This is a genomic window from Nostoc sp. FACHB-888 (assembly GCF_014696655.1).
In the GTDB taxonomy this organism is placed as follows: domain Bacteria; phylum Cyanobacteriota; class Cyanobacteriia; order Cyanobacteriales; family Nostocaceae; genus Nostoc.
On record NZ_JACJQM010000007.1, the window covers coordinates 137,816 to 158,950 of the forward strand.

The window sequence follows — 21,135 nt, forward strand, 5'->3', positions numbered from 1 at the left end:
TAAGGTTTTTAGGGATTTTAAATGGTTGCTCTATTTACGCCGTGGCGTACTAGCAAGCATAAAAAATAGGTTAAATATCTAACCCATAGTGGTATTTACATATTTACACATTCATGTGTTTTATTCGATTACTTATATATATGAACAATAATTAGTAACGTTATTTTAAGATTAAAAATAAACTAATTTGCTTATTTCGTTCGATAGAGTTAATTAAAGTTTAAAAAGGCAAAATATAGGATAGATAGCTAAAAAGCAAATTATCAACTGTCAATTTATGCAAAAGATTTATGGCAATACTCAGGGGATAAAAGCTAGCCAAATAAAACAATTACAACGGCTTTACGAGGAAAATCAACCAGCAGATAGATTAATTACGCCGGAATTTGCCCAAGCCTTAGCCACAATTACTAAAGAAATTCATCACCCGATTTGTTGTTATATCAATCGGCGTGGGCAAATTATCCGAATTGCTGTAGGGACACCAAATCAAACTCAAATTGCGGCTGAAGAATTACCCCGCCGCAGTGCCGAACGCTTGAGCGGAATCCGTTGTGTTGCTACTCAATTGAAATCACAACCACCTGATGAAGCATCGTTAATTGCAATGATGCGTCAGCGCTTAGATGCTCTTGTAATATTAACCGCAACTGATAGCGAAGTAAAAGAAGCTTTTCTAACTTACCTTTTCCCCGACCCAGAAAGTCCTTGGGTAATTTCACCTCCTCTAAGTTTGGATGATTTAACCGAACAAGAATTTGATGATCTAGTTCATGAATGGGAGAGAGAAATTGCTGAAGCTGGGGATGGAATATTCCTATCTCAAGAAGTTGTCTCTGACCAAGACAGGGTGCTGCTGGTGGGAGTGCAGACAGAAGATGTATCTGTGCAACGGTTTGAAGATGGGCTGGCAGAACTAGTGCGTTTAGTCGAAAGCGCTAAGGGTATTGTACTAGATACAATGCGGCAAAAGCGCGATCGCATCCATCCCCAAACAGTAGTTGGTAAGGGAAAAATTGAAGAAATCACCCTTTTGGCTCAAAAACTAAGAGCTAATCTAATCGTTTTTGACCGAGATATTTCTGCATCTCAAGCCCGCAACTTAGAACAGGAAATTGGCATCCGAGTTGTAGACCGCACGGAAGTAATTCTAGATATTTTCGCTCAACGCGCTCGCACTCAAGAGGGTAAATTACAAGTAGAGCTAGCACAACTCGAATATATGTTACCTCGGCTGCGCGGTCGCGGCCAGGAAATGTCTCGATTAGGTGCGGGAATTGGTACGCGAGGGCCTGGTGAAACAAAACTAGAAACGGAACGGCGAACAATTCAACGGCGAATTGGTCAACTACAGGAAGAAGTAAATCAATTACAAGCACATCGCGCCCGCATTAGACAACAACGACAACAGCAAGAAATTCCAGTTCTGGCATTAGTTGGCTATACCAATGCTGGTAAATCTACTTTGTTAAATGTGTTAACTAATGCAGAAGTTTACACCGCAGATCAACTATTTGCTACCCTCGATCCAACAACCCGCAAGGTAGTAATTACACAACCAGAAACACAACAACGCAGGTCGATTCTGCTCACAGATACTGTAGGGTTTATTCACGAACTCCCGCCAGCACTGATGGATGCGTTTCGCGCCACATTGGAGGAAGTCGTTGAGGCTTCGGCCATGATTCATATTGTGGATTTGTCCCATCCAGCTTGGGAAAGCCATATTGCGAGTGTGCTGGAAATACTCGAAGAAATGCCTGAGATTCCAGAAAAAAGTTTGGTTGCTTTTAACAAGGTTGACCAAGTAGATAGCGAAACCTTGGCTAGAGTTCAACAAGATTATCCCGAAGCTGTGTTTATATCAGCAAGCCAGCGCTTGGGTTTAGAGACTTTAAAAATGCGATCGCTCCAACTAATTGACGAACCCGTTAAGGCGATTGCAGTCCCACAAAATTCATATTAACCAGAAGGAATTATATGACACCGACCATCATTGTTCACGGTGGAGCAAAAACCATCACAGACGATAAAGTTGCAGCCAACAATGCAGGCTGTACAGCAGCAGTAGAAGCGGGTTGGGCTGTGCTAATCAGTGGAGGTAGTGCCGCAGAAGCTGTTGAAGCAGCTATTCGAGTTCTGGAAACTGACCAGACATTTAACGCTGGTCTTGGTGCAACTCTCAACAGCGATGGAGAGGTAGAGTTAGACGCGGCGATCATGGAAGGCTCATTAAGTTGGGGAGCAGTTGCAGCAGCTCAGGGGATACGCCATCCCATCTCGGTTGCACGACAGATTATGGATGATAAACCCAGGCTGCTAGTAGCGCGGGGTGCAGAACGCTTTGCCGCAGACAATGGCGCCGAAATGTGTAAAAAAGATGACTTGATAGCTGATGAACAGTGGGAGCAGTGGAAGGAGGATCAGGAAGTAATTGATCGCCCCAACACTGTAGGTTGTGTAGCCTTGGATGCTAGCGGCATCCTAGCTGCTGGCACTTCAACTGGCGGCACTACCAAGCAGCAACAAGGTCGCGTCGGTGACACTGCGCTTGTTGGCTGTGGCTTGTACGCTGACAATAAAATCGGCGGTTGCTCAACAACAGGTGATGGCGAGTCGATTATCCCGGTGGTTTTGGCTAAAACTGCGATCGATTTTTTGAGTGGAGACAGACACCCAGAGGAAGCAGCACAGATGGCGATTGACACTTTGGTTTCTAAGGTTAAAGGTGAAGCTGGGTGCATCCTCATAGACCGTCAAGGACGCGTTGGCTGGGCGTATAACTCATCACACATGGCTTGTGCTTATATGACCGAAGGACAAGACAAGGTGGCTGTCTTTACCAAGAAATAACTTATACCAATTCCTAATGGGCTACGCTAAGGTAATGGGTAATTAATAAAGCTAAATTACAGCTTTGTTTTTTGAAATTGGTGTTACTTGGAAATCCAGGAAACTTGTTTAATATAAACAACCGCATCCACAAACGGATGCGGTTTATCGGAGGAGTACATGTCAAAATACGACTTTCATTATTTTCAAGGGAGTACTCTTTCTGATCTGTTTGCTCAAGATATCACAGATGCATCTTATGGGTTTATTTTAAATTACCCTGCAACTGGCAGTTGGGCTGCTTACCCCAACCGGAAAAAATATTTTCTTCAAGATGGCAGTAGTGAAGCCACCAAAACCTCCTTCGACAAGATTTGTCAGAAAGAACCTTGGAAAAATCTGGGTGTCTTAGGCGATCGCATTCCTGGAATTGTGATTATAGAGCCGCCAAAGTCGCTAATTGGCTACTGGCAAGAGCATTTCGGCTTCAGCCACTCCAATATTGAAATGATGGATTGCTCGACTTATCTAGATGATCTCAGCCACAGCGAACGCTTTGACAAACTCATTAGTTTATTTCCTTTTGATCACCTCAAACCTGAAAAACACGCTGTTGATCCAGACACTCATTACCGCTTACTCAGCAAAGTAGCACTAGCCGAATTGGGGGTGCAATGTCCGAAATACAAGAGCTATAATCTGCATCAAGTCAATCTCGAAGACATTCAGTTACCACAATTTCCATATTTAATTAAAACGTCCCACGGACTCTCAGGAGAAGGCACTTACATCATCAAAAGTCCCAGCGATTTGAACTACTGCCTTGAAGAAATTAAGAAATATCTCAATATTAAGTTGCTCGATACGATTATTGTTTCGGAGTTCGTCAAGAATGAAGTGCAGAATTACTGCGTACAATTCTATGTCAACAAACTAGGAGAGATAACCCTCATCGGCACTACCAGCCAACTTGTCACTCCAGAAGGTAACTATTTAGGGGGACTGATTGACTACCGCAACACTGACATGAGCAAGTTCTTTGAGATGATTGCTAACGTTGGTCAGTATGCTCACAAACAGGGTTATTTCGGCGTGATTGGCTTTGATGTGCTGGAAGACCAAGACGGACAATTGTATGCGATCGATGCCAATTTTCGAGTCAATGGCTCGACTCCGTTGTGCTTGCAGCGTAATACCCTACTGGGACTGGGAAAGGAAGTAGCTAAATATTCCAGTGACTACCGCATGGAAGGAACATTGGATTCAATTCTAGTCACCTTAAAACCAGAACTAGATCGCAAAGACTTGATTATTCTGTCAGCTTTAGAGAAGGTCAAATACGGAAAAATCTTCACCGAAATTTATGCGATCGTTACTGGAGAAACTATCCAGGAAATGCAGCATATTGAGCATAAATTACAGAATAAGGGATTACAATGGCTCCATTAGGTACTTCCAACTAAAAAATATCCCATCGCATTTAGGGCAGGGGGAGGAACAGTGGTATTGAATCCGAAAATTAGGATAATTTATTTTTCGGAGTTCCCTTAAACAATACCGATTTTGAGATTTGGCGTTACAAAGCCTTACTTATCTATCGTTGAAATTGCTGTCCTTTGCTTAAGCCTTAAGAAGATATCTGAAAAGTTTTTTGTATACACTGAACGCTTCAAATTCCCTTTTTTAAGAGGAGTTAGAGGAGATTAGCAAATACTTGATACTTTTCAGACATCCTCTAAAGTAATTAACTTCGTTTTATTACAGTTGAGGGAAAAATGAAAAGGAATAACTTAGAGTACTACGACTTGAATGCAGATAAATGGTGGAAGGAAGACGAAACTTTATATCTGTCTAACCATCTTAACAAGTCGAGATTTGAGTTTTTTTCCAATTTTGTTCCTAATTGGAAAGGGCTTGAAGTTTTAGATATTGGCTGTGGAGGAGGATTAGCTTGTGAATATGTAGCGAATTTAAATGCTTATGCATCTGGAATAGATTTATCGTTGAATTCAATTAAAACCGCCCAGGAACATGCTAAAAAGAATAATTTAAATATTGATTATCAGCGTGGCATAGCTGAAAATCTCCCTTATGAAGAAAATAGCTTTGATGTTGTTTTGTGCTTTGACGTTTTAGAGCATGTTGACGATTGGCAAAAAGTTATTTTTGAAGCTTTTAGGGTTTTAAAAAAAGATGGATTATTTTTATTTGACACAATTAATAGAAGTTTTAAATCTAAATTTATAATGATCTGGCTTTTAGAGGATACTTTAAAGCATCTACCGTCTGGGCTTCACGACTGGAATAAGTTTATTAAACCCCAAGAGATGAACGAAATAATGGAAAGGGCTGGTTTTGCAGATTCTGTAATTAAAGGATTTGATTTGACGGGTGGCACTAACTTTAAAACTTTGAGAAATATTTTGCTTAAGGGCTTAAATAATCAAGCAGAAAGTGACAAAGTAGAATTATTTAAAATAGAAATTAATGATGATACTTCTGTCTGCTACATTGGTAAAGCAGTTAAGCTGAGTGGATAAAATTGTGTTTGAGGCTACGTTTCAATTTAATAATATACCCTCACTTTTATAGATACAACTTTTGTAGGAAATAGATAGCATCAGAGATATTTTATTCTTCGCTTCATTCCAATAGAGATTTAATAAGGATAAAAAGCATGAAATTTCAAATAGAATGCAATACGAGCAAAAGTAACAAAAGTAACCAACGATGCTTAATTTGTCAGCAAAAGTTTCAGACCCATAAAGCTAGATTAATTATATGCAATGACCAAGGCGAAGGCTATGGAGATATATGCCATCAATGTATATCTAAAGGCGGAAATTGGATTCAATTTCAGCTCCAAGAGTTCAGCCAGAAAATGCTAGTTTTAAAATGAACGAGAGCATGTTAAAAAATGCCCATGTTTCAGGCTATGATTAGTCATTTTGGCTTACTATAGGACTAGTATTTGATTTTTGAAAGAAATCCGTACAACTCGAAAAGGCTAATTTTCTATTCCCTACTCTCTGCCTATCGCGCTTGCGCTGCGCTTCTCTTTGCAGAGAGGCTTCTCTTTCAGAGACGCGAATGCGCACCATGCAAATAAGTATGGCTACGCCACGCTGCGCGAACAGGAATCAAAGCGGATTGCTATAGTTTACAAGATAAAAGTATACCTGAGACAACTGAATGAGTGAGTTGCAAATCGGTACTAGTGGTTGGGTTTATAAGCATTGGATGGATATTTTCTATCCGTCAAATTTGCCTAGTGATCAGCAACTTTCATTTTATGCACAACACTTTACCACTGTAGAAATTAATTTTTCCTTTTATCGTTTGCCAGAACGGTATATGTTTGAAAATTGGCGCCAACAAACACCATCTAATTTTATTTTTGCTGTCAAAGGTAGCCGCTATCTCACCCACATGAAGAAACTAAAAGACGCGATAGAACCACTATCCCGTCTCATGGAACGTGCATCTGGATTGCAAGAAAAGCTCGGCCCTATTTTATTTCAATTTCCTCATACTTGGCACATTAATCTTGAGCGTCTTCAGCCATTTTTGGAATTACTGCAAACTTACCCACAACAACAATTTACCCTTGAATTCCGTCACACAAGCTGGTTGATTCCCCAAGTTTACAAACTACTGGAAAGTGCAGGTGTAGCCCTTTGCCTACCTGTAAGCCCAACGGTTCCTCTTGATGTGGGTTTAACTGCTCCTTGGACATATATCCGTATGCATAGTGGGCAATGGGATGTTGGCTACAGCGATGAAGAGTTATCTACATGGGCCGAGCGTATCCGTTTATTCCTTACGCAGGGGATTAATGTTTACGTGTACTTTAATAACGACCCCAATGGATATGCTATTCGTGATGCTCAGAGATTGTATATTTTGCTGGGATGTTGTTGAAACAAGTGTTGGTCTGAACTTGATATTAGGGCAGACAATGAAAGGCAAACCTTGCTCCTATTAATAGTTAAAAACTTATTCCTTTACTTCTATCAGATTAGTTGGCTGCCTGATGGGAAATAGGACTCGCATTAGCTGAACTACTGGTACTGAGCGCTGCTCTTGAACAAAAACCAAAAATACAAGTGCAGCCATCCGTAGTAAGCCTGAGAGAACAAACAGCCCTAGCAAACCTTCCATAAAAGGTAGAGTCACTAGAAAGCTACCAAGAGTGATACCTATTGCTCCAGTTATACCAGCAACTGCTCCTACGATCGCAAAGTAACTAGATTGATGACGCACGGGTGATATTCCCATCATCATATTGTTGGTACACAAATCAATTGCCGCCCACGTCGCGCCAGCTAGTATATGCAACAAGGGTAACCAGATCCAAAAAGAAATTTGATCACTTCCAACTCCTAGCCACAGCAGAGGTGTCACCGCCACCAAAACTCCCACTAATAGCAGTAGCGGACGATTCCCAATTCGGTCGGCCAGTTTCCCCCACAAAAGCAGCATTAACATATTCGCACCAGTTCCTAATCCGTGATAAATCGTTACCACACTAATATCTATATCCAAGTTATCCAGCATATAGAGGTTAAAGAAAGGAGCGCTGATGTTAACAGCAAAGCACCAGATGCTCAGGTAAAGTACAAACTTGCAAAAATTAGCATCTTTGAGAAAACTAAAATCTATACCATGAGACTGCGGTTGAGATGTATCTGAACCCGTGGCTTTTAAAAGCTGCGGGTTTACATCGGTCATCCAGAACTGACAGATTTGACTGATTAATCCCAGCAAAATTCCTAGAACCAAGACTGCACCATAGCCTTGAAGTGTTCCACTAGGCCAAACCGATACTGCTAAACCTAGCAGCGGCACACCAATAAGGTTAGTCAAGCCAACAAGGCTATTGCGAAAGCCGAAATATCGCCCCCGCAAACGTACAGGTACTAACACAGCAGACCAACCAAGCCAGGGAGCACGACCGAAAGCTTCAATGATATTACCTAGCAATAGAATTGCCAATGTCAACTGTACTACTTGGTATCCAGCCAGATCAGATGAAGTAACCAGCACAATCGCTGGCAGAAGAATCAACCACACCAACCGCGATGGGATGAAGATAGATATGAAATACCAACGGAAGCTGGTACTTCGGTTTACCAAATATGCTCCCAGTGGTTGAAGCAGATTCACCATCTGAGGAATAGCGGCGAGCAAACCAATTTCTACTGGCCCAGCACCCAACTCTAGCAAGAAATTACTGAGCAACGCGCCGCCGATGACACCATAAAAAATCGTAGCAAAGATACTCTCATAAGTAAGCGCTGTAAGGCTTATGCGAATTTCTGGCTTAGAAATTTTTAAAAACAGTTTCGGAGTTGGAAAAAGTACCGTCTCCGTTAATGCCCTATCCTCTGAAATTTCTTGAATGGGGACAGGGGGAAGAGAGCTAGCTTCTACTAAAATGTTATCTTCTTGGGACTGAACCATATTATCTAATCAATATTTAAAGAGTTAAATTGTTATAACTACTATTAGCTAAAGTTAGTAAAACTTATATAATATTTCATCAATAAGCTTTAACGCATTGCAATTCCTTTATTGTCCGAAAGGCTAAGGCGTGTTTTCAAACTACTCGTTTAGCCTCCTAAATTTTAAGATGCCCTAAATCCAAGCCACTTGCTCTACTTGGGGAGACCAAGACGCTCGTTCGCACCTTCTCCCAAAGGGAGAGGCTAGCGCCTGCTCGTAGGATGCCCGAACGCGAATTTATTTTTAGGAGAAGGGCTGTAAGGAGAAGACCGCAAGACCGCATTCCCTTAAAAAGACTTGATTCAGACTCCCCCCAACCCCCCTTTTTAAGGGGGGTTGGGGGGAACTAAGACTTTAAAAACACGCTTTAGTTCATAGTAAGTATTGACTATAGATTGCTTTTGCAGAGAAGACAGACATATAGCTGTGCTTGGGCTTCTAATCAAAAAAGCCAATTAATTGACATAAATTTAATTCTATCTATAGAGATTGCGCTAGAAACTTCCTTACATAAATATTCTTAGCAGATAATGAATATTTTGTGGAGATAAAATAATTGATATTTCCCAAATTCACTCTTAAGAATTAATACCTTTGCAAAGGAATCTTAAAATTTAGCTGGCACTAGTACACATAGACATAAATAATGCTGAATTATAACCAATAGTTAGGATTAGGGTTTAAGTTGAACTTCTTTGAGTAATTTTACTAGATGACATGGAGATAGAATTTCCACTCCGACGCTGTTTGTCTACTTAACCTACTAATTCTAGCGATCCTAAATAACTAATATATAACCAATTGCATAAGCCTTAAGAAATTATTTCACTGGAAATTTCTATCGTGAGGTATCATTGCTCATCTTACGGAATGTGCAACGATGGGCTATGCCCCGCCGGAGGCGATCGCAACATCAGTAAAAAACTTTTTTATGGCACAGACAGAAATTGACGATATATCGGCAGATAGCTCCTTGCTTGATCCAGAAAAAGATTTACTAGGGCATGCGAAGTTTGCCAAGTATCTAGCGAACAGTATTTGCAAAATGACCTATCCTGAAGGTTTCGTTATTGCAGTTTACGGTTCTTGGAACTCTGGCAAATCTACATTATTAAACTTTGTAGTTCACTATCTTCAGCAAAAGCCAGAGGAAGAGAAACCAATCATCGTTCCTTTTAATCCCTGGTTATTCTCTGGACACGAAAATATCACAAGGCGCTTTTTTGAGCAATTACAAAACGTTTTAAGCAAAGAATCATCCGTATCAAAAGGTTTGAAGGAGAGATTAGCTGATTTTGCTGCCATTATTTCAGACATTCCTCTGCCTTATGCTCAAACTGGCAAGGCATTAGCAGCATTATTGGACGAGAAGAACAAGGACGCTGCCGAATTAAAAGAAGAAGTAGAAGATACCTTAGTACAGCAGCAACGGCGAATAGTTGTAACAATTGACGATATTGATCGGTTGGCTGCGGAAGATATCAAGCAGTTATTTCGTATTTTTAAAGCAATGCGAAATTTTACTAATCTTGTCTATCTTCTGGTTTTTGATAAAGAAGTTGTAATGAGAACAGTTGCAGATACTAAAGAAATATCTGAAGAAGCATACTTAGAAAAAATTATTCAAGTTGGTTTTGAGTTACCTACCCCTGATAAAACCTCACTTCGTAGGCTACTTTTTGAAAAGCTTGATAACATATTTTCTCAAACCCCAAAACAACAAATCAACCAAACTCGCTGGAGTGATATTTACTTTCAAGGAATAGAACACTTTATTACTAACATCCGCGATATTACTCGTTTGATTAACACTTTAACAGTGACGTATCCAGTCGTAAAAGATGAAGTAAACCCTGTTGATTTTATTGCTATTGAGTCTTTACGAGTATTTTGCCCAAAGATATATACTATAATCCATCAAAATCCTCATATTTTTGTAGGAGACGTAAACCTTTCAATAGACGAACTCAAAAATCTTCTGAATACCTGGATTGCTCAACTGCGAGATGAGAACAAGCAGCCTGTTAAAAACCTGCTAATGCAGCTTTTTCCTAAGTTAAAATTCATTTTGGGTAATACTTATCTAGATGAAAAGCAACACTTGGAATGGCGCGAACAGCTACGTGTGTGTAGTTTAGAAATATTTCCTATTTACTTTCGTCTGTCGTTATCAGTAGGTGAATTATCTAATATTCAGATAAAAATTATCCTTGGTTTGGCTGAAAATACAGAGAAATTTAGAAATTATTTGATAGAGCTTGCTAAACAAAAACTTCCAAACGGCACAACGCAAGCCAGGGTGTTTATAGAACAGCTAGAAAATTCCACTGAAGAAATTCCTGTGAATTACATCCCTTCAGTTGTAGAAGCTTTGTTGGATGTAAGCGAGGAATTATTATCTCAAGATGATGAATCTCATAGCATTCTTGCTTTTGGCAATGAAGTTATTATTAGTCGTTGTATCTCGCAACTCTTGCATCAAATTAATGAAACATCACGATTTGAGTTGCTAAAAAAAGTAATTACCCAAGGGAAAGCCTTACCAATAATTAATCATGAAATTGCAACATTAAAAGAGCAACAAAGTCAATATGGTACAGATAAATCTAACTGTGAAGAGAAATGGCTTGTGAACGCACAGCATCTCAAAGAACTAGAAGAGATGACTACCAAAATGTAGGTAAAAAGGGATACTACCTATAAATAATATAAAATCTGGATTTATTTATAGTGTTCCTTGGTTGGATAGAATATAGTAACAAAAGTGAAAAGTGGGTTAAAAATAAATTTACTTATTGGTGATAAAAACACTACCACTAGATATATAAATATTTTATAACCCACGAAAGATTTAGATATTTTCAGCACTTTTTAATATCAGGGAATATACTTTACTCCACACGTTGCACTCATGGAATCGTATGACGTTGTAATTATTGGCGCTGGTCATAATGGTTTAGTTTGTGCTGGCTACCTGCTAAAAGCTGGTTACAGCGTCCTGTTATTAGAAGGGCGATCGCTCCCCGGCGGCGGTTCTACAACTGAAGAACTTATGCCTGATGAAGCACCTGGTTTTAAATTTAGTCCTTGCGCGATTAACCATCTATTTATTTTCTTAGGGCCAGTCATCCAAGAGTTAGAACTGCATAAGTACGGCTTGGAATATCTTAGCTGCGATCCAGTTGCCTTTTGCCCTCATCCAGATGGGAAGTACTTCTTAGCTCACAAATCGGTGGAAAAGACTTGTGCGGAAATTGCCCGTTACAGTCAGCGTGATGCTGAAAAATACGCTGAATATGCCGATTTTTGGCAGCGCTTTATCACAGGGATTGCTCCTTTCTTCAATGCACCACCTAAATCAATTGTTGATATTGCTGGTAATTACAATCTCAATAGTCTGCAAGACTTATTTTCCCTTCTAGGTGGCTCTAACACAACCCTTGATTTACTCCGTACCCTACTCAGCAGTGCCACAGATAATATTAACGAGTACTTCGATTCTGAGTTTGTCAAAGCACCTCTGGCTAGACTCTCAGCCGAACTGAGTTCCCCTCCCTCACAAAAAGCTATGTCCTTTGGGGCGATGATGATGATGTTGCGTCATAATCCTGGTATGGCAAGACCGCGTGGTGGTAGCGGTGGACTTGTGGAAGCTTTGGTGAAGCTGGTAAAAAGTCAAGGTGGTACGATTCTCACCGACCAAAAGGTAGAAAAAGTTTTGGTAGATAATGGTAAAGCTGTTGGTGTGCGCGTTGCTGGTGGCAAAGAATATCGTGCGAATAAAGGTGTAATTTCAAGTATTGATGCCAAACGCTTATTCTTGCAACTAATGGATAGTAGCGATGTCGATAGTAGCGATCGCAACTTGCGCGAAAGGTTAGACCGCCGCATCATTAACAACAATGAAACCATCCTCAAAATTGATTGTGCTTTATCTGAACCCTTGCGCTTTGTCCACCACAATCACCAAGATAATTATCTGATGGGTTCTATTCTGATTGCTGATTCCGTCACTCATGTAGAACAAGCTCATAGTTTGATTACTCTAGGCAAAATTCCTGATGAAGACCCATCAATGTATGTAGTAATGCCTACCGGACTCGACCCATCGATGGCACCGGAAGGGAAACACACATTATGGATAGAGTTTTTTGCACCTTATCAAATTGCTGGTGCGGAGGGTACAGGGTTAAAAGGTACGGGTTGGACGGATGAACTGAAAAACAAAGTTGCAGACAAGGTGATTAATAAACTGGCGCAGTATTCGCCCAACCTTCAACATTCAATCATCGCCCGTCATGTAGAAAGCCCGGCTGAGTTGGGAGAACGGCTAGGGACTTATAAAGGTAATTATTATCATATTGATATGACCTTAGAACAGATGCTTTGCTTCCGTCCTTTGCCAGAATTAGCTAACTACAAAACACCAATTGATAACTTATATCTTACTGGTGCTGGAACTCATCCGGGTGGTTCAATTTCCGGTTTGCCGGGACGCAACTGTGCGCGTGTGTTTTTGCATAATGAGCAACCTATCGCCCAGAAAATCAAGGAAGCGGGAGGTTCAATTAAATCTGCTTTCGCATCTGTCTTAAGGAATGAATCAGACTAAGAGGCTATTTGTAAACTGGTGGGTGATGTATCACAAATTTTAGATTCTCCTAAATCCTCCTTAAAAAGGAGGACTTTGAGAAGATTATTCCCTTTTAAAAGCTACGGTGTACATACAAGTCTTTGGTGAAGTCATTTAAGATTTATCGCGCAGATAGATCCTGAGATACCTCACCCTGGTAATGCTTAAGCAAAACCTGTCCCTCTCCTTATCAGGGCTACGGTGTAGACACAAGCTTTTTAGAGTTGCTATGTAATAGCGTAGAGTAGGCTAATTTTTACAAGTTTATTGGCATTGCGGGTCAATGCAATAGCATTGCAGTTCGATGCAATAGCATTGCGGGTCAATGCAATAGCATTGCAGTTCGATGCAATAGCATTGCAGTTCGATGCAATAGCATTGCGGGTCGATGCAATGGCATTGCGGGTTAAGGTATAAAAGCAGCTTTAAAAGACTTTTGTGTACACGGTACCCTTATCAAGGAAAGAAATGTCCCATAGGACAGGGTGAGGTCTTTTGATCAGGTTCCTGACGCTTCTTAACCGAAAAGATCAAAAATATATAAAATGCTTACAGATACTTCCTGTGACGCTTTTATATTCCCCAATAGACAGAGAACTGCAACCGTAATAGTAACTAAGATGTGGGTGTAGGAGAGTTATTAAATAATATTTACAATGGCAACTGAAAGTAACAAAACGATTGAATTATCTACTGAAGCTAAAGCTTATAACGGTGTCGATCGCAATGCTTGGATTCTTGGGTGGAATCCCCAACAAGAACTGTGGAACGGGCGGTTAGCAATGATTGGCTTTATTTCTTACGTACTTTGGGATTTGGCTGGCTATAGCTTAGTACGTGACGTACTCCACTTGGTTCGTTAAATCCTCGCTTATATTTATCCCCTCTTGGGAGAAATCAATAAAGAACAACTTAGTAGCCTCTTAGTACTTAACCTACTGGTGATGTAAAGTCTAATACCAGGGTTATAGATGGACGCACTAATACAATTGCTAAGGAGAAAATATGATAACTAAAGATACAATACGTGCATTAGGAGTATTTGCTAATTCTCAAGGAATAGAGCAGGCAATTAATGAATTGAAAACTGCAAACTTTCCTTTGGAGAAAGTTTCTGTCATTGCTAAAGATGTAGAGCAGGGCGATCGCGTAGGTGAAACGCAGATAAGCGATCGCATTGGCGATCAAGATGTGAATACAAGCGGAGCAGTAAGAGAGGCACTGACAGCAAGTACTTGGGGTAGCGTGTTAGTTGGTTTGAGTAGTCTGGCACTTCCTGGTTTAGGAGCTGTACTCGCAGCAGGTTCTGTAGGTGTAGCATTAGTCAGCAGCGTGGGAGGTGTTGCTGTGGGAGCCGCAGCAAATCAGAATTTACTCAAGGCACTAGGCGATTTAGGCATACCCGAAGAGAGAGCCAGAGTTTATAGCGATCGCCTCCAGCAGAGTTATTATTTGCTCATATTAGAAGGCTTACAAGAAGAGATTCATCGCGTTGAACCAATGTTACGCGATCGGGGTATTGAATATTGGGGCGTTTATGATTCCGCGCAGGCTTCAAATGGTGAGGGAAATTAGTACTTTGTTCATAACAAAAAGGTTTTTCACAGGTGTTGCTATATCTGTGCATTGAATCCAAAATTTTTAACGAATTCTTATAGCGGTTATTGTGCGGATTATCTTAGGAAAAATAACGGAGTAAACCTGATGGGTACACAGCAGAATACCTGTGAAATCAGCCAACTCCTAAAAACTTTTGATACCTTAATCCAGCTATCCCAAGCTAGCTTTGACTATCAGTTAGTACTGGCAGATATTTGGCTAAAGGCATTTTCAGAACTGACGCGGGAGTTGGCCTCTTATGAAGCCAAGGGTGAAACAATTGACAATTGGCGACAGTTTCTGGAAGTCTGGAGTAATATATTTGACCGAGAATTTGCACAGAAGTTCCGTTCAGAGGATGCCCAGGCAATTCACGGGAAATTCTTGAAATTAGGCATGAGCTATTGGCTCGAACAACAACAGCTGCTAGAAGGAGTTCGCAAGAAGCTTGAGGTGCCGATTTGTAATCAGGTGGATGAAACCAAGCTTTAATTTCATTTAGTTATTTCTACCTTTTTTGTTAGTCCTAAAGCTAGATGTGGTTTTTGGGATTAGAGGCGAAATTGTAATAAGTAATCAAATAAGATAAGAACATGAACACTGAGAACGTAACCAATTCTAACAATACCGAACGTACAACACTTGAAGGTGGAAGCAAAGAAGCTCTCAATAAAAAAACCTCTGCCCAATTTCTACTTAGCACATCACTGGGAGTTATAACAATTATCCTAGCTGCTGTAAGTGCTTATTACGGACTTATTCGATTTTAATCCTATTTATTTAAGCAGGAAATTTTTGTTTTTTTGATGACATTGAAAAATTTCAGACATAACATGATCCTCAGCAAAACGTATGGTAGTGCTTTTAGTTTCTAAAAAACCCTTATTTGGGTGAAAGCACTGCCATATTTTTCTGAGGTTTGAACTTTACTTTTTTTCATCCAAGATGTTATCAAAAAACGATGCACGAGTCTATCGAACTAATCGAAAAGCTAGTTAATAGCGTAGATATCTTCAACCGCTTGCGCGAACAAGAGATTGAGATTGGGGTGACACCTAAGCAAGAAGTCTACCGGGAAGACAAGTTAGTACTGTATCACTTTCAATCCCAAGTTGAAAAATCGTTTAATATTCCGATCCTAATAGTTTATGCCTTAGTTAACCGTCCCTACATTGTAGATTTACAGGAGGGGCGATCGCTTGTTGCCAATTTACTCAATCTTGGTCTAGATGTTTACTTGATTGATTGGGGATATCCTAACCAAGACGATCGCTGGCTCACTATTGACAAATACATCAACGGATATATCAATAACTGTGTAGATGTGATCCGCGATCGCCACAACTTAGAGCAGATTAACTTATTGGGAATTTGTCAGGGGGGAACCTTCAGTCTTTGCTACAGTTCCCTTTACCCAGAAAAGGTAAAAAACCTGATTACTATGGTTACGCCAGTCGATTTTCACATCAATGAAGGACTTCTCAATGTTTGGAGTGGAAGCAGTTTAGGGACACAAGCATTAGATGTGGATCTTTTAGTTGACACTTTAGGTAATATTCCTGGCAACTTTCTCAACTTTGTCTTCGTAATGTTGAAGCCTTTTCAGTTAGGTGTCAAAAAGTATATTGATCTATTGGAACTTGTTGAGTATGAGGACAAGCTGCTCAATTTTCTCCGCATGGAAAAGTGGATTTTTGACAGTCCAGATCAAGCTGGAGAGACTTTTCGACAATTTATTAAGGACTTCTATCAAGGAAACAAATTAATTAAAGGTAAGATTGAGATTGGCAACAAGCGAGTAGATTTGGGAAATATCCGCATCCCAATTTTAAACATTTATGCCGAACAGGATCATCTAGTTTTACCAGCATCATCCTTAGCTCTTGAGAAATATGTTGGCAGTGTTGATTATACAGTGCGATCGTTTCCAGTTGGACATATTGGTATGTATGTGAGCAGCAAAGTTCAAAAAGACCTACCGCCAACGATTGCCGATTGGCTGAAGGCGCGAGAATAAAATATTGATTTTTCCAAAAATTCTGTACTCTAGAATACAAAATTATTCAATGGAATGTCCTTTCTTTAGGTAGACGACTATACTAGTATTTACTTCTAAAGATTGATTTTTTAGCAAAAAAATTATTGTAAATTATTGTTAAGTAAATTAATTTTGTTTTCTAAATGCACTACTTTTTGCAAAATAACTAATTAAATTAAAAGCAATTCTTCAAAAAATCCTAAATAGGAATTTACTTAAAAATTCATATCATATTTATTTTATTATTTTCAATTTTTAATTCACCAACGTGATGAGAAGTATGGAAGAAGCTTATATTGTCTCAGCAGTTCGCACACCACTTGGTAGGTTTGGAGGTGTTTTAGCAGATTTGTCTCCAGTAGACTTAGGTGCGATCGCCATGCGTGCAGCCTTAGAACGAGCCGGAGTATCAGGAGAAGCTTTAGACTTGTATATTTTTGGTAATGTACTTAGCGCCGGACACGGACAGTCATTGCCTCGTCAAGCAGCTTTCAAAACTGGGATTCCGCAGAAGGTGAACGGATATGCAGTAAATATGGTGTGTTCATCGGGAATGATGAGTGCGATTAACGGTGTTAGTGCAATTCGTTCTGGTGATGCTGAAATGGTACTTGCTGGAGGCATGGAATCGATGTCCCAGACGGGGTTTTTGTTATCGCAACGAGCTAGATGGGGATACAAATCCTTATTAGGTTCACCAGAACAACTCACCGATGTTTTACTCCAAGACGGACTCACCGATCCCATCAGTGGCGAAACGATGGGAGAACAAGCAGAACAACTGGCAACTGCTTACCAAATTACACGGGATGAGTTGGATGAAGTAGCTTTCTTTTCCCAAGCTAGAGCAGCTCAAGCGACTGAGCAAGGCTTGTTTAAACAAGAGATTGTACCAATTGAGGTTGCGGGTAAGAAAGGTTTACAAGTTGTAGATCGAGATGAAGGAATTCGCCCCGAAACTACTTTAAAAACTCTTGCAGGACTGAAGCCAACTTTCAGATCGGATGGTGTGTTTACGGCTGGTAATAGCAGTCAAATATCCGATGGAGCGGCAGCTCTAGTTTTGGCAAGTAAAACAGCAGTAGAACGCTACCAACTCAATCCTATAGCACGGCTGATTGGCGGAGTCTGGACAGGAGGAGAATCTTGGCGGTTCCCCGAAGTTCCCATATTGGCAGTGAACAAGCTTTTAGACAAACTCAAAATGAAAATTTACGATTTTGATTTGTTTGAAAACAACGAAGCATTTGCTATAAGCAATGTCTTGTTCAATCGGGAGTTGGGCGTTCCTTATGAAAAATTAAATGTCTATGGTGGGGCGATCGCTTTAGGACATCCCATTGGGGCTTCAGGAGCGCGAATCTTAGTAACACTGCTCAACGCTTTGCAGCAGCAAAACGGGCAGTTTGGATTGGCAGCAGTTTGTCACGGGACTGGTGGCGGTACTGCGATCGCACTGGAGAGGCTGAGGTAATTCGTATGGCATCTTTGGGATTAGAAAATCAAGTGGTTTTGGTAACTGGCGGTAATCGGGGAATTGGAGCTGCGATCGTCAATCTGCTTTTGGAGTTGGGAGCAAAAGTAGCTTACACCTACCGCAGCGATTACAATCCGCAGATGGGGAGTTTGGCAATCTCAGCCGATGTCACCGATGAAGTGGCTATGGAGGAGGTGACACAAAAGGTTGAAGAGCAACTTGGCCCAATTTACGGGGTTGTCGCTAATGCTGGAATTACACGAGACAATTTTTTCCCAAAACTGACAACGGCAGACTGGGATACAGTAATCGATACTAACTTGAAAGGAGTCTACAACACCTTAAAACCCGTTATTCCTAAGATGTACGAACGGCGTTCTGGCTCTGTTGTCTGTATCACTTCAATTTCCGGCGAACGTGGAAATCTCGGTCAGACAAACTACGCAGCATCGAAGGCAGGAACAATTGGCTTGACAAAATCTCTGGCTCTAGAAGCGGCACGTTACGGAGTGCGGGCTAATGCTGTGTCACCGGGATTTATTGAGACTGATATGCTCACCCCGATTTCAGATAAAGTCAAGCAACGGATTTTGTCTGAAATTCCCCTGTCTCGCTTTGGGAAACCGGAGGAGGTTGCTTGGGCAGTAGCATTTCTGCTTTCGCCAATAGCCAGCAGCTACGTTACTGGTACAGTTGTGCGAGTCAACGGCGCTCATCATACATAAACAAATGACAAATTCAAAATAGTAGGAGTAACTGTGAACATGGGATTTGAAAAGCGGCAAATAGATGTAAGTGGACTCAATATTCGCTACTTAAGTGGGGGTAATGATGATCCACCGTTAGTGCTGCTACATGGAGTCGGTGATAGCGCTATAGATTGGTCTTGGGTAATACCTACTCTAGGAACTAAACATCGTGTTATAGCCGTAGATTTCCCAGGTTCCGGGGATAGTGCTAAACCCAAGCGTGAATATTCGCTGGAATTTTTGACAGAGTTCTTAGGCAATTTTCTCAACGCTTTAGAAATTCAACGAGCAGTATTGGTAGGTAATTCATTAGGTGGTTTGATTGCTTTGCGCTATGCACTGTCAAATCCCGAACGCGTACCAGCATTAGTACTGGTAGACAGTATGGGATTTAGCCAAGTGGTCAACCCAATTCTGTCAAATTTGACTTTGCCCTGGTATGGAGAGTTAGCGATCGCCTGGAGCAAAACACCATTGGGTGCAAAGCAAAGGGCTTGGTCACGGGCGGCGTTGCTTTTTGCTAATCCCTTGCAAGTTCCCAACGGATGGCTAGCAGAACAAGAGCGACTGGGGCTTATTCCAGGCTTTTTAGAAGCGAATTTATCTATACTGCGTTCTCAACTATATGTATTAGGACAGAAGCAAATAGTACTCGAATACTTACCAAAGGTAGAGATGCCGACCCTAGTTGTATGGGGTATTAATGACTTAGTTCTGCCAAACTACCAAGCTCAAGATGCAGTCAGCCGTTTAAAGCAAGGACACCTAAGTTTGATACCCAATTGCGGGCATTTACCCCAAGTCGAGCGTCCCGAATTATTTACCGACGCGTTGAACCAGTTTCTTGCTTGTCATTTGTGAATGGGGACTGGGAACTAGGGACTCTAGGAATGAATTTTAATTTCCAATCCCCAGTACCCAATCCCCAATCCCCAATCCCTTTTAAGGAGTAACACTAATGCAATTAAAGCCAATCAATCAGCAGGTTGTTTCCGTCGTTGGAGCCTCTAGTGGCATCGGACGGATCACAGCTCTTGAGTTTGCTAGACGCGGGGCAAAAGTGGTAGTCTCCGCTCGCGGTGAGTCCAAGCTAAAGTCTTTAGTAGAAGAGATTCGCAGCTTTGGCGGCGAGGCAACTTATTGCGTAGCTGATGTGGAAGTATTTGACCAGGTAAAGGCGATCGCAGATAAAACTGTGGAAGTCTACGGGCGACTCGATACATGGGTGCATGCCCCCGCCATCGGCATCTTTGCCACTTTCGACAATACAACACCAGAAGAGTTTAAGCATGTTATTGATGTCGATCTGATGGGACAGGTGTATGGTGCAATGGCGGCCCTACCCCATCTGAAGCGTGAGGGACGGGGGGCATTGATCCATGTCTCTTCAGTGGAAGGTACGCGATCGCTCCCCTACCAAAGTGCTTACTCGGCAGCCAAGCACGGGGTTGAGGGTTTTATCGAAGCGATGCGCGTTGAGTTGCAACATGAAAAATTGCCTATCAGTGTTACAAGTGTGAAGCCAGGGGTGATCAACAGTCCCTTCTGGAACAATGGTCGGACGAAATTAGGCGTAAAGCCTGCTGGGATACCACCTTACTATGAGCCTAAACTTGTAGCTGATGCTATCCTCTACGTAGCCGAACATCCAACTCGTGACTACTTGGTTGGGGATGTAGCTAAAATATTAGATTTGGTACAGCGCATCTCACCTCCCTTAGTAGATTCACTGTTACTGCTCATTGGCTTCAAGTTACAGCATAGTTCCGAGCCGAAATCCGAAGATGCATCAAACAATTTTTACGAACCTGTTGCTGAAGACGACAGAGTTAACGGAGATTATGGTCACTTGGTTATACCCAGTGTTTCCGACTGGCTAGAAAAAAATCCGGTTCTTCAGTGGGGTGCGATCGCTGGTACAGCAGCATTAGCGCTGCTAGCAGCTCAACTATTGAAAGAACAAGGATAGATAAGGATTTTGTTGAAGGAGGCAGGAGCCAGAAGGAATAATTAGATGGGTTATAAGCGCCGTATAACGGCGGCGTTTTAAACCCAAGTTCCTTTTGGTCACAGGTAGAGAACAGGCGATGCACTGAGAGCTTGTCCCAAAACAACCTTCCTTCTTTTTAGTTAGAAATGCTTTCTCAGTAAGCTTTTTAGGTGGCAAATTGTAAAAGTTGTTTCTTGACAGGCTCTGAGAGGATGTTTGAAAAGTCCTCATCTTGGTAGCAAAACGTTTTAGATCCCCCTAAATACCCCTTAAAAAGGGGGACTCTGATTCCGGTTCCCCCCTTTTTAAGGG

17 protein-coding genes are annotated in these 21,135 nt (G+C 41.2%); 16 read left to right on the forward strand and 1 reads right to left on the reverse strand.

Annotated features, from left to right (window positions below; all coding sequences use genetic code 11):
• The first annotated feature begins 277 nt into the window (after positions 1–277).
• The 5 genes from hflX (at position 278) to H6G26_RS07040 (ending at position 6,753) form a co-directional block, all read left to right on the forward strand.
• The gene (gene hflX / locus H6G26_RS07020; RefSeq protein WP_190728557.1) at positions 278–1,966 is read left to right on the forward strand and encodes a GTPase HflX; all 1,689 of its coding nucleotides are present in this window, start codon (positions 278–280) and stop codon (positions 1,964–1,966) included.
• A 14-nt stretch (positions 1,967–1,980) separates the two neighbouring features.
• Positions 1,981–2,853 carry an isoaspartyl peptidase/L-asparaginase family protein gene (locus tag H6G26_RS07025; RefSeq protein WP_190728558.1) on the forward strand — a complete coding sequence of 291 codons (873 nt, stop codon included), beginning with the start codon at positions 1,981–1,983 and terminating at the stop codon, positions 2,851–2,853.
• A 159-nt stretch (positions 2,854–3,012) separates the two neighbouring features.
• A complete protein-coding gene (locus tag H6G26_RS07030; RefSeq protein WP_190728559.1) occupies positions 3,013–4,281 on the forward strand; it encodes an ATP-grasp domain-containing protein in 1,269 nt (422 codons plus the stop codon).
• A gap of 356 nt (positions 4,282–4,637) precedes the next feature.
• Positions 4,638–5,372: a bifunctional 2-polyprenyl-6-hydroxyphenol methylase/3-demethylubiquinol 3-O-methyltransferase UbiG gene (gene ubiG / locus H6G26_RS07035; protein ID WP_242053618.1), complete on the forward strand. Its 735-nt coding sequence runs from the start codon at positions 4,638–4,640 to the stop codon at positions 5,370–5,372.
• Positions 5,373–6,024: 652 nt separating this feature from the next.
• On the forward strand, positions 6,025–6,753 hold the full coding sequence (locus tag H6G26_RS07040; RefSeq protein ID WP_190728561.1) for a DUF72 domain-containing protein: 729 nt from the start codon (positions 6,025–6,027) through the stop codon (positions 6,751–6,753).
• Between the two features lie 75 nt (positions 6,754–6,828).
• On the opposite strand, the gene H6G26_RS07045 is transcribed toward H6G26_RS07040, so the two are convergent.
• On the reverse strand, positions 6,829–8,295 hold the full coding sequence (locus H6G26_RS07045; RefSeq protein ID WP_190728562.1) for an MFS transporter: 1,467 nt from the start codon (positions 8,293–8,295) through the stop codon (positions 6,829–6,831).
• Positions 8,296–9,310: 1,015 nt separating this feature from the next.
• Between H6G26_RS07045 and H6G26_RS07050 the strand changes: the two genes are divergently transcribed.
• The 11 genes from H6G26_RS07050 (at position 9,311) to H6G26_RS07100 (ending at position 20,802) form a co-directional block, all read left to right on the forward strand.
• Complete coding sequence (locus H6G26_RS07050; protein WP_242053619.1) at positions 9,311–11,017, forward strand: P-loop NTPase fold protein; 1,707 nt, start codon at positions 9,311–9,313, stop codon at positions 11,015–11,017.
• Between the two features lie 231 nt (positions 11,018–11,248).
• The gene (gene crtO / locus H6G26_RS07055) at positions 11,249–12,949 is read left to right on the forward strand and encodes a beta-carotene ketolase CrtO (RefSeq protein WP_190728563.1); all 1,701 of its coding nucleotides are present in this window, start codon (positions 11,249–11,251) and stop codon (positions 12,947–12,949) included.
• Between the two features lie 677 nt (positions 12,950–13,626).
• Complete coding sequence (locus H6G26_RS07060) at positions 13,627–13,833, forward strand: high light inducible protein (protein WP_190728564.1); 207 nt, start codon at positions 13,627–13,629, stop codon at positions 13,831–13,833.
• A 142-nt stretch (positions 13,834–13,975) separates the two neighbouring features.
• Positions 13,976–14,545: a general stress protein gene (locus tag H6G26_RS07065; RefSeq protein ID WP_190728565.1), complete on the forward strand. Its 570-nt coding sequence runs from the start codon at positions 13,976–13,978 to the stop codon at positions 14,543–14,545.
• A 129-nt stretch (positions 14,546–14,674) separates the two neighbouring features.
• Positions 14,675–15,061 carry a poly(R)-hydroxyalkanoic acid synthase subunit PhaE gene (locus H6G26_RS07070; protein ID WP_190728566.1) on the forward strand — a complete coding sequence of 129 codons (387 nt, stop codon included), beginning with the start codon at positions 14,675–14,677 and terminating at the stop codon, positions 15,059–15,061.
• 101 nt (positions 15,062–15,162) lie between these two features.
• The gene (locus H6G26_RS07075; RefSeq protein ID WP_190728567.1) at positions 15,163–15,339 is read left to right on the forward strand and encodes a hypothetical protein; all 177 of its coding nucleotides are present in this window, start codon (positions 15,163–15,165) and stop codon (positions 15,337–15,339) included.
• 191 nt (positions 15,340–15,530) lie between these two features.
• Positions 15,531–16,586 (forward strand): class III poly(R)-hydroxyalkanoic acid synthase subunit PhaC, encoded by a 1,056-nt coding sequence (gene phaC / locus H6G26_RS07080; protein ID WP_190728568.1) that lies wholly within the window; start codon positions 15,531–15,533, stop codon positions 16,584–16,586.
• Positions 16,587–16,887: 301 nt separating this feature from the next.
• Positions 16,888–18,081 (forward strand): thiolase family protein, encoded by a 1,194-nt coding sequence (locus tag H6G26_RS07085; protein ID WP_190728569.1) that lies wholly within the window; start codon positions 16,888–16,890, stop codon positions 18,079–18,081.
• Positions 18,030–18,809, forward strand: coding sequence for a beta-ketoacyl-ACP reductase (locus H6G26_RS07090; RefSeq protein ID WP_242053620.1), 780 nt, complete (start codon positions 18,030–18,032; stop codon positions 18,807–18,809). Before H6G26_RS07085 ends, H6G26_RS07090 begins: the two co-directional genes overlap by 52 nt.
• Before the next feature lie 39 nt (positions 18,810–18,848).
• A complete protein-coding gene (locus H6G26_RS07095) occupies positions 18,849–19,694 on the forward strand; it encodes an alpha/beta fold hydrolase (RefSeq protein WP_190728570.1) in 846 nt (281 codons plus the stop codon).
• A gap of 97 nt (positions 19,695–19,791) precedes the next feature.
• Positions 19,792–20,802 (forward strand): SDR family oxidoreductase, encoded by a 1,011-nt coding sequence (locus H6G26_RS07100; RefSeq protein ID WP_190728571.1) that lies wholly within the window; start codon positions 19,792–19,794, stop codon positions 20,800–20,802.
• Positions 20,803–21,135 lie beyond the last annotated feature (333 nt).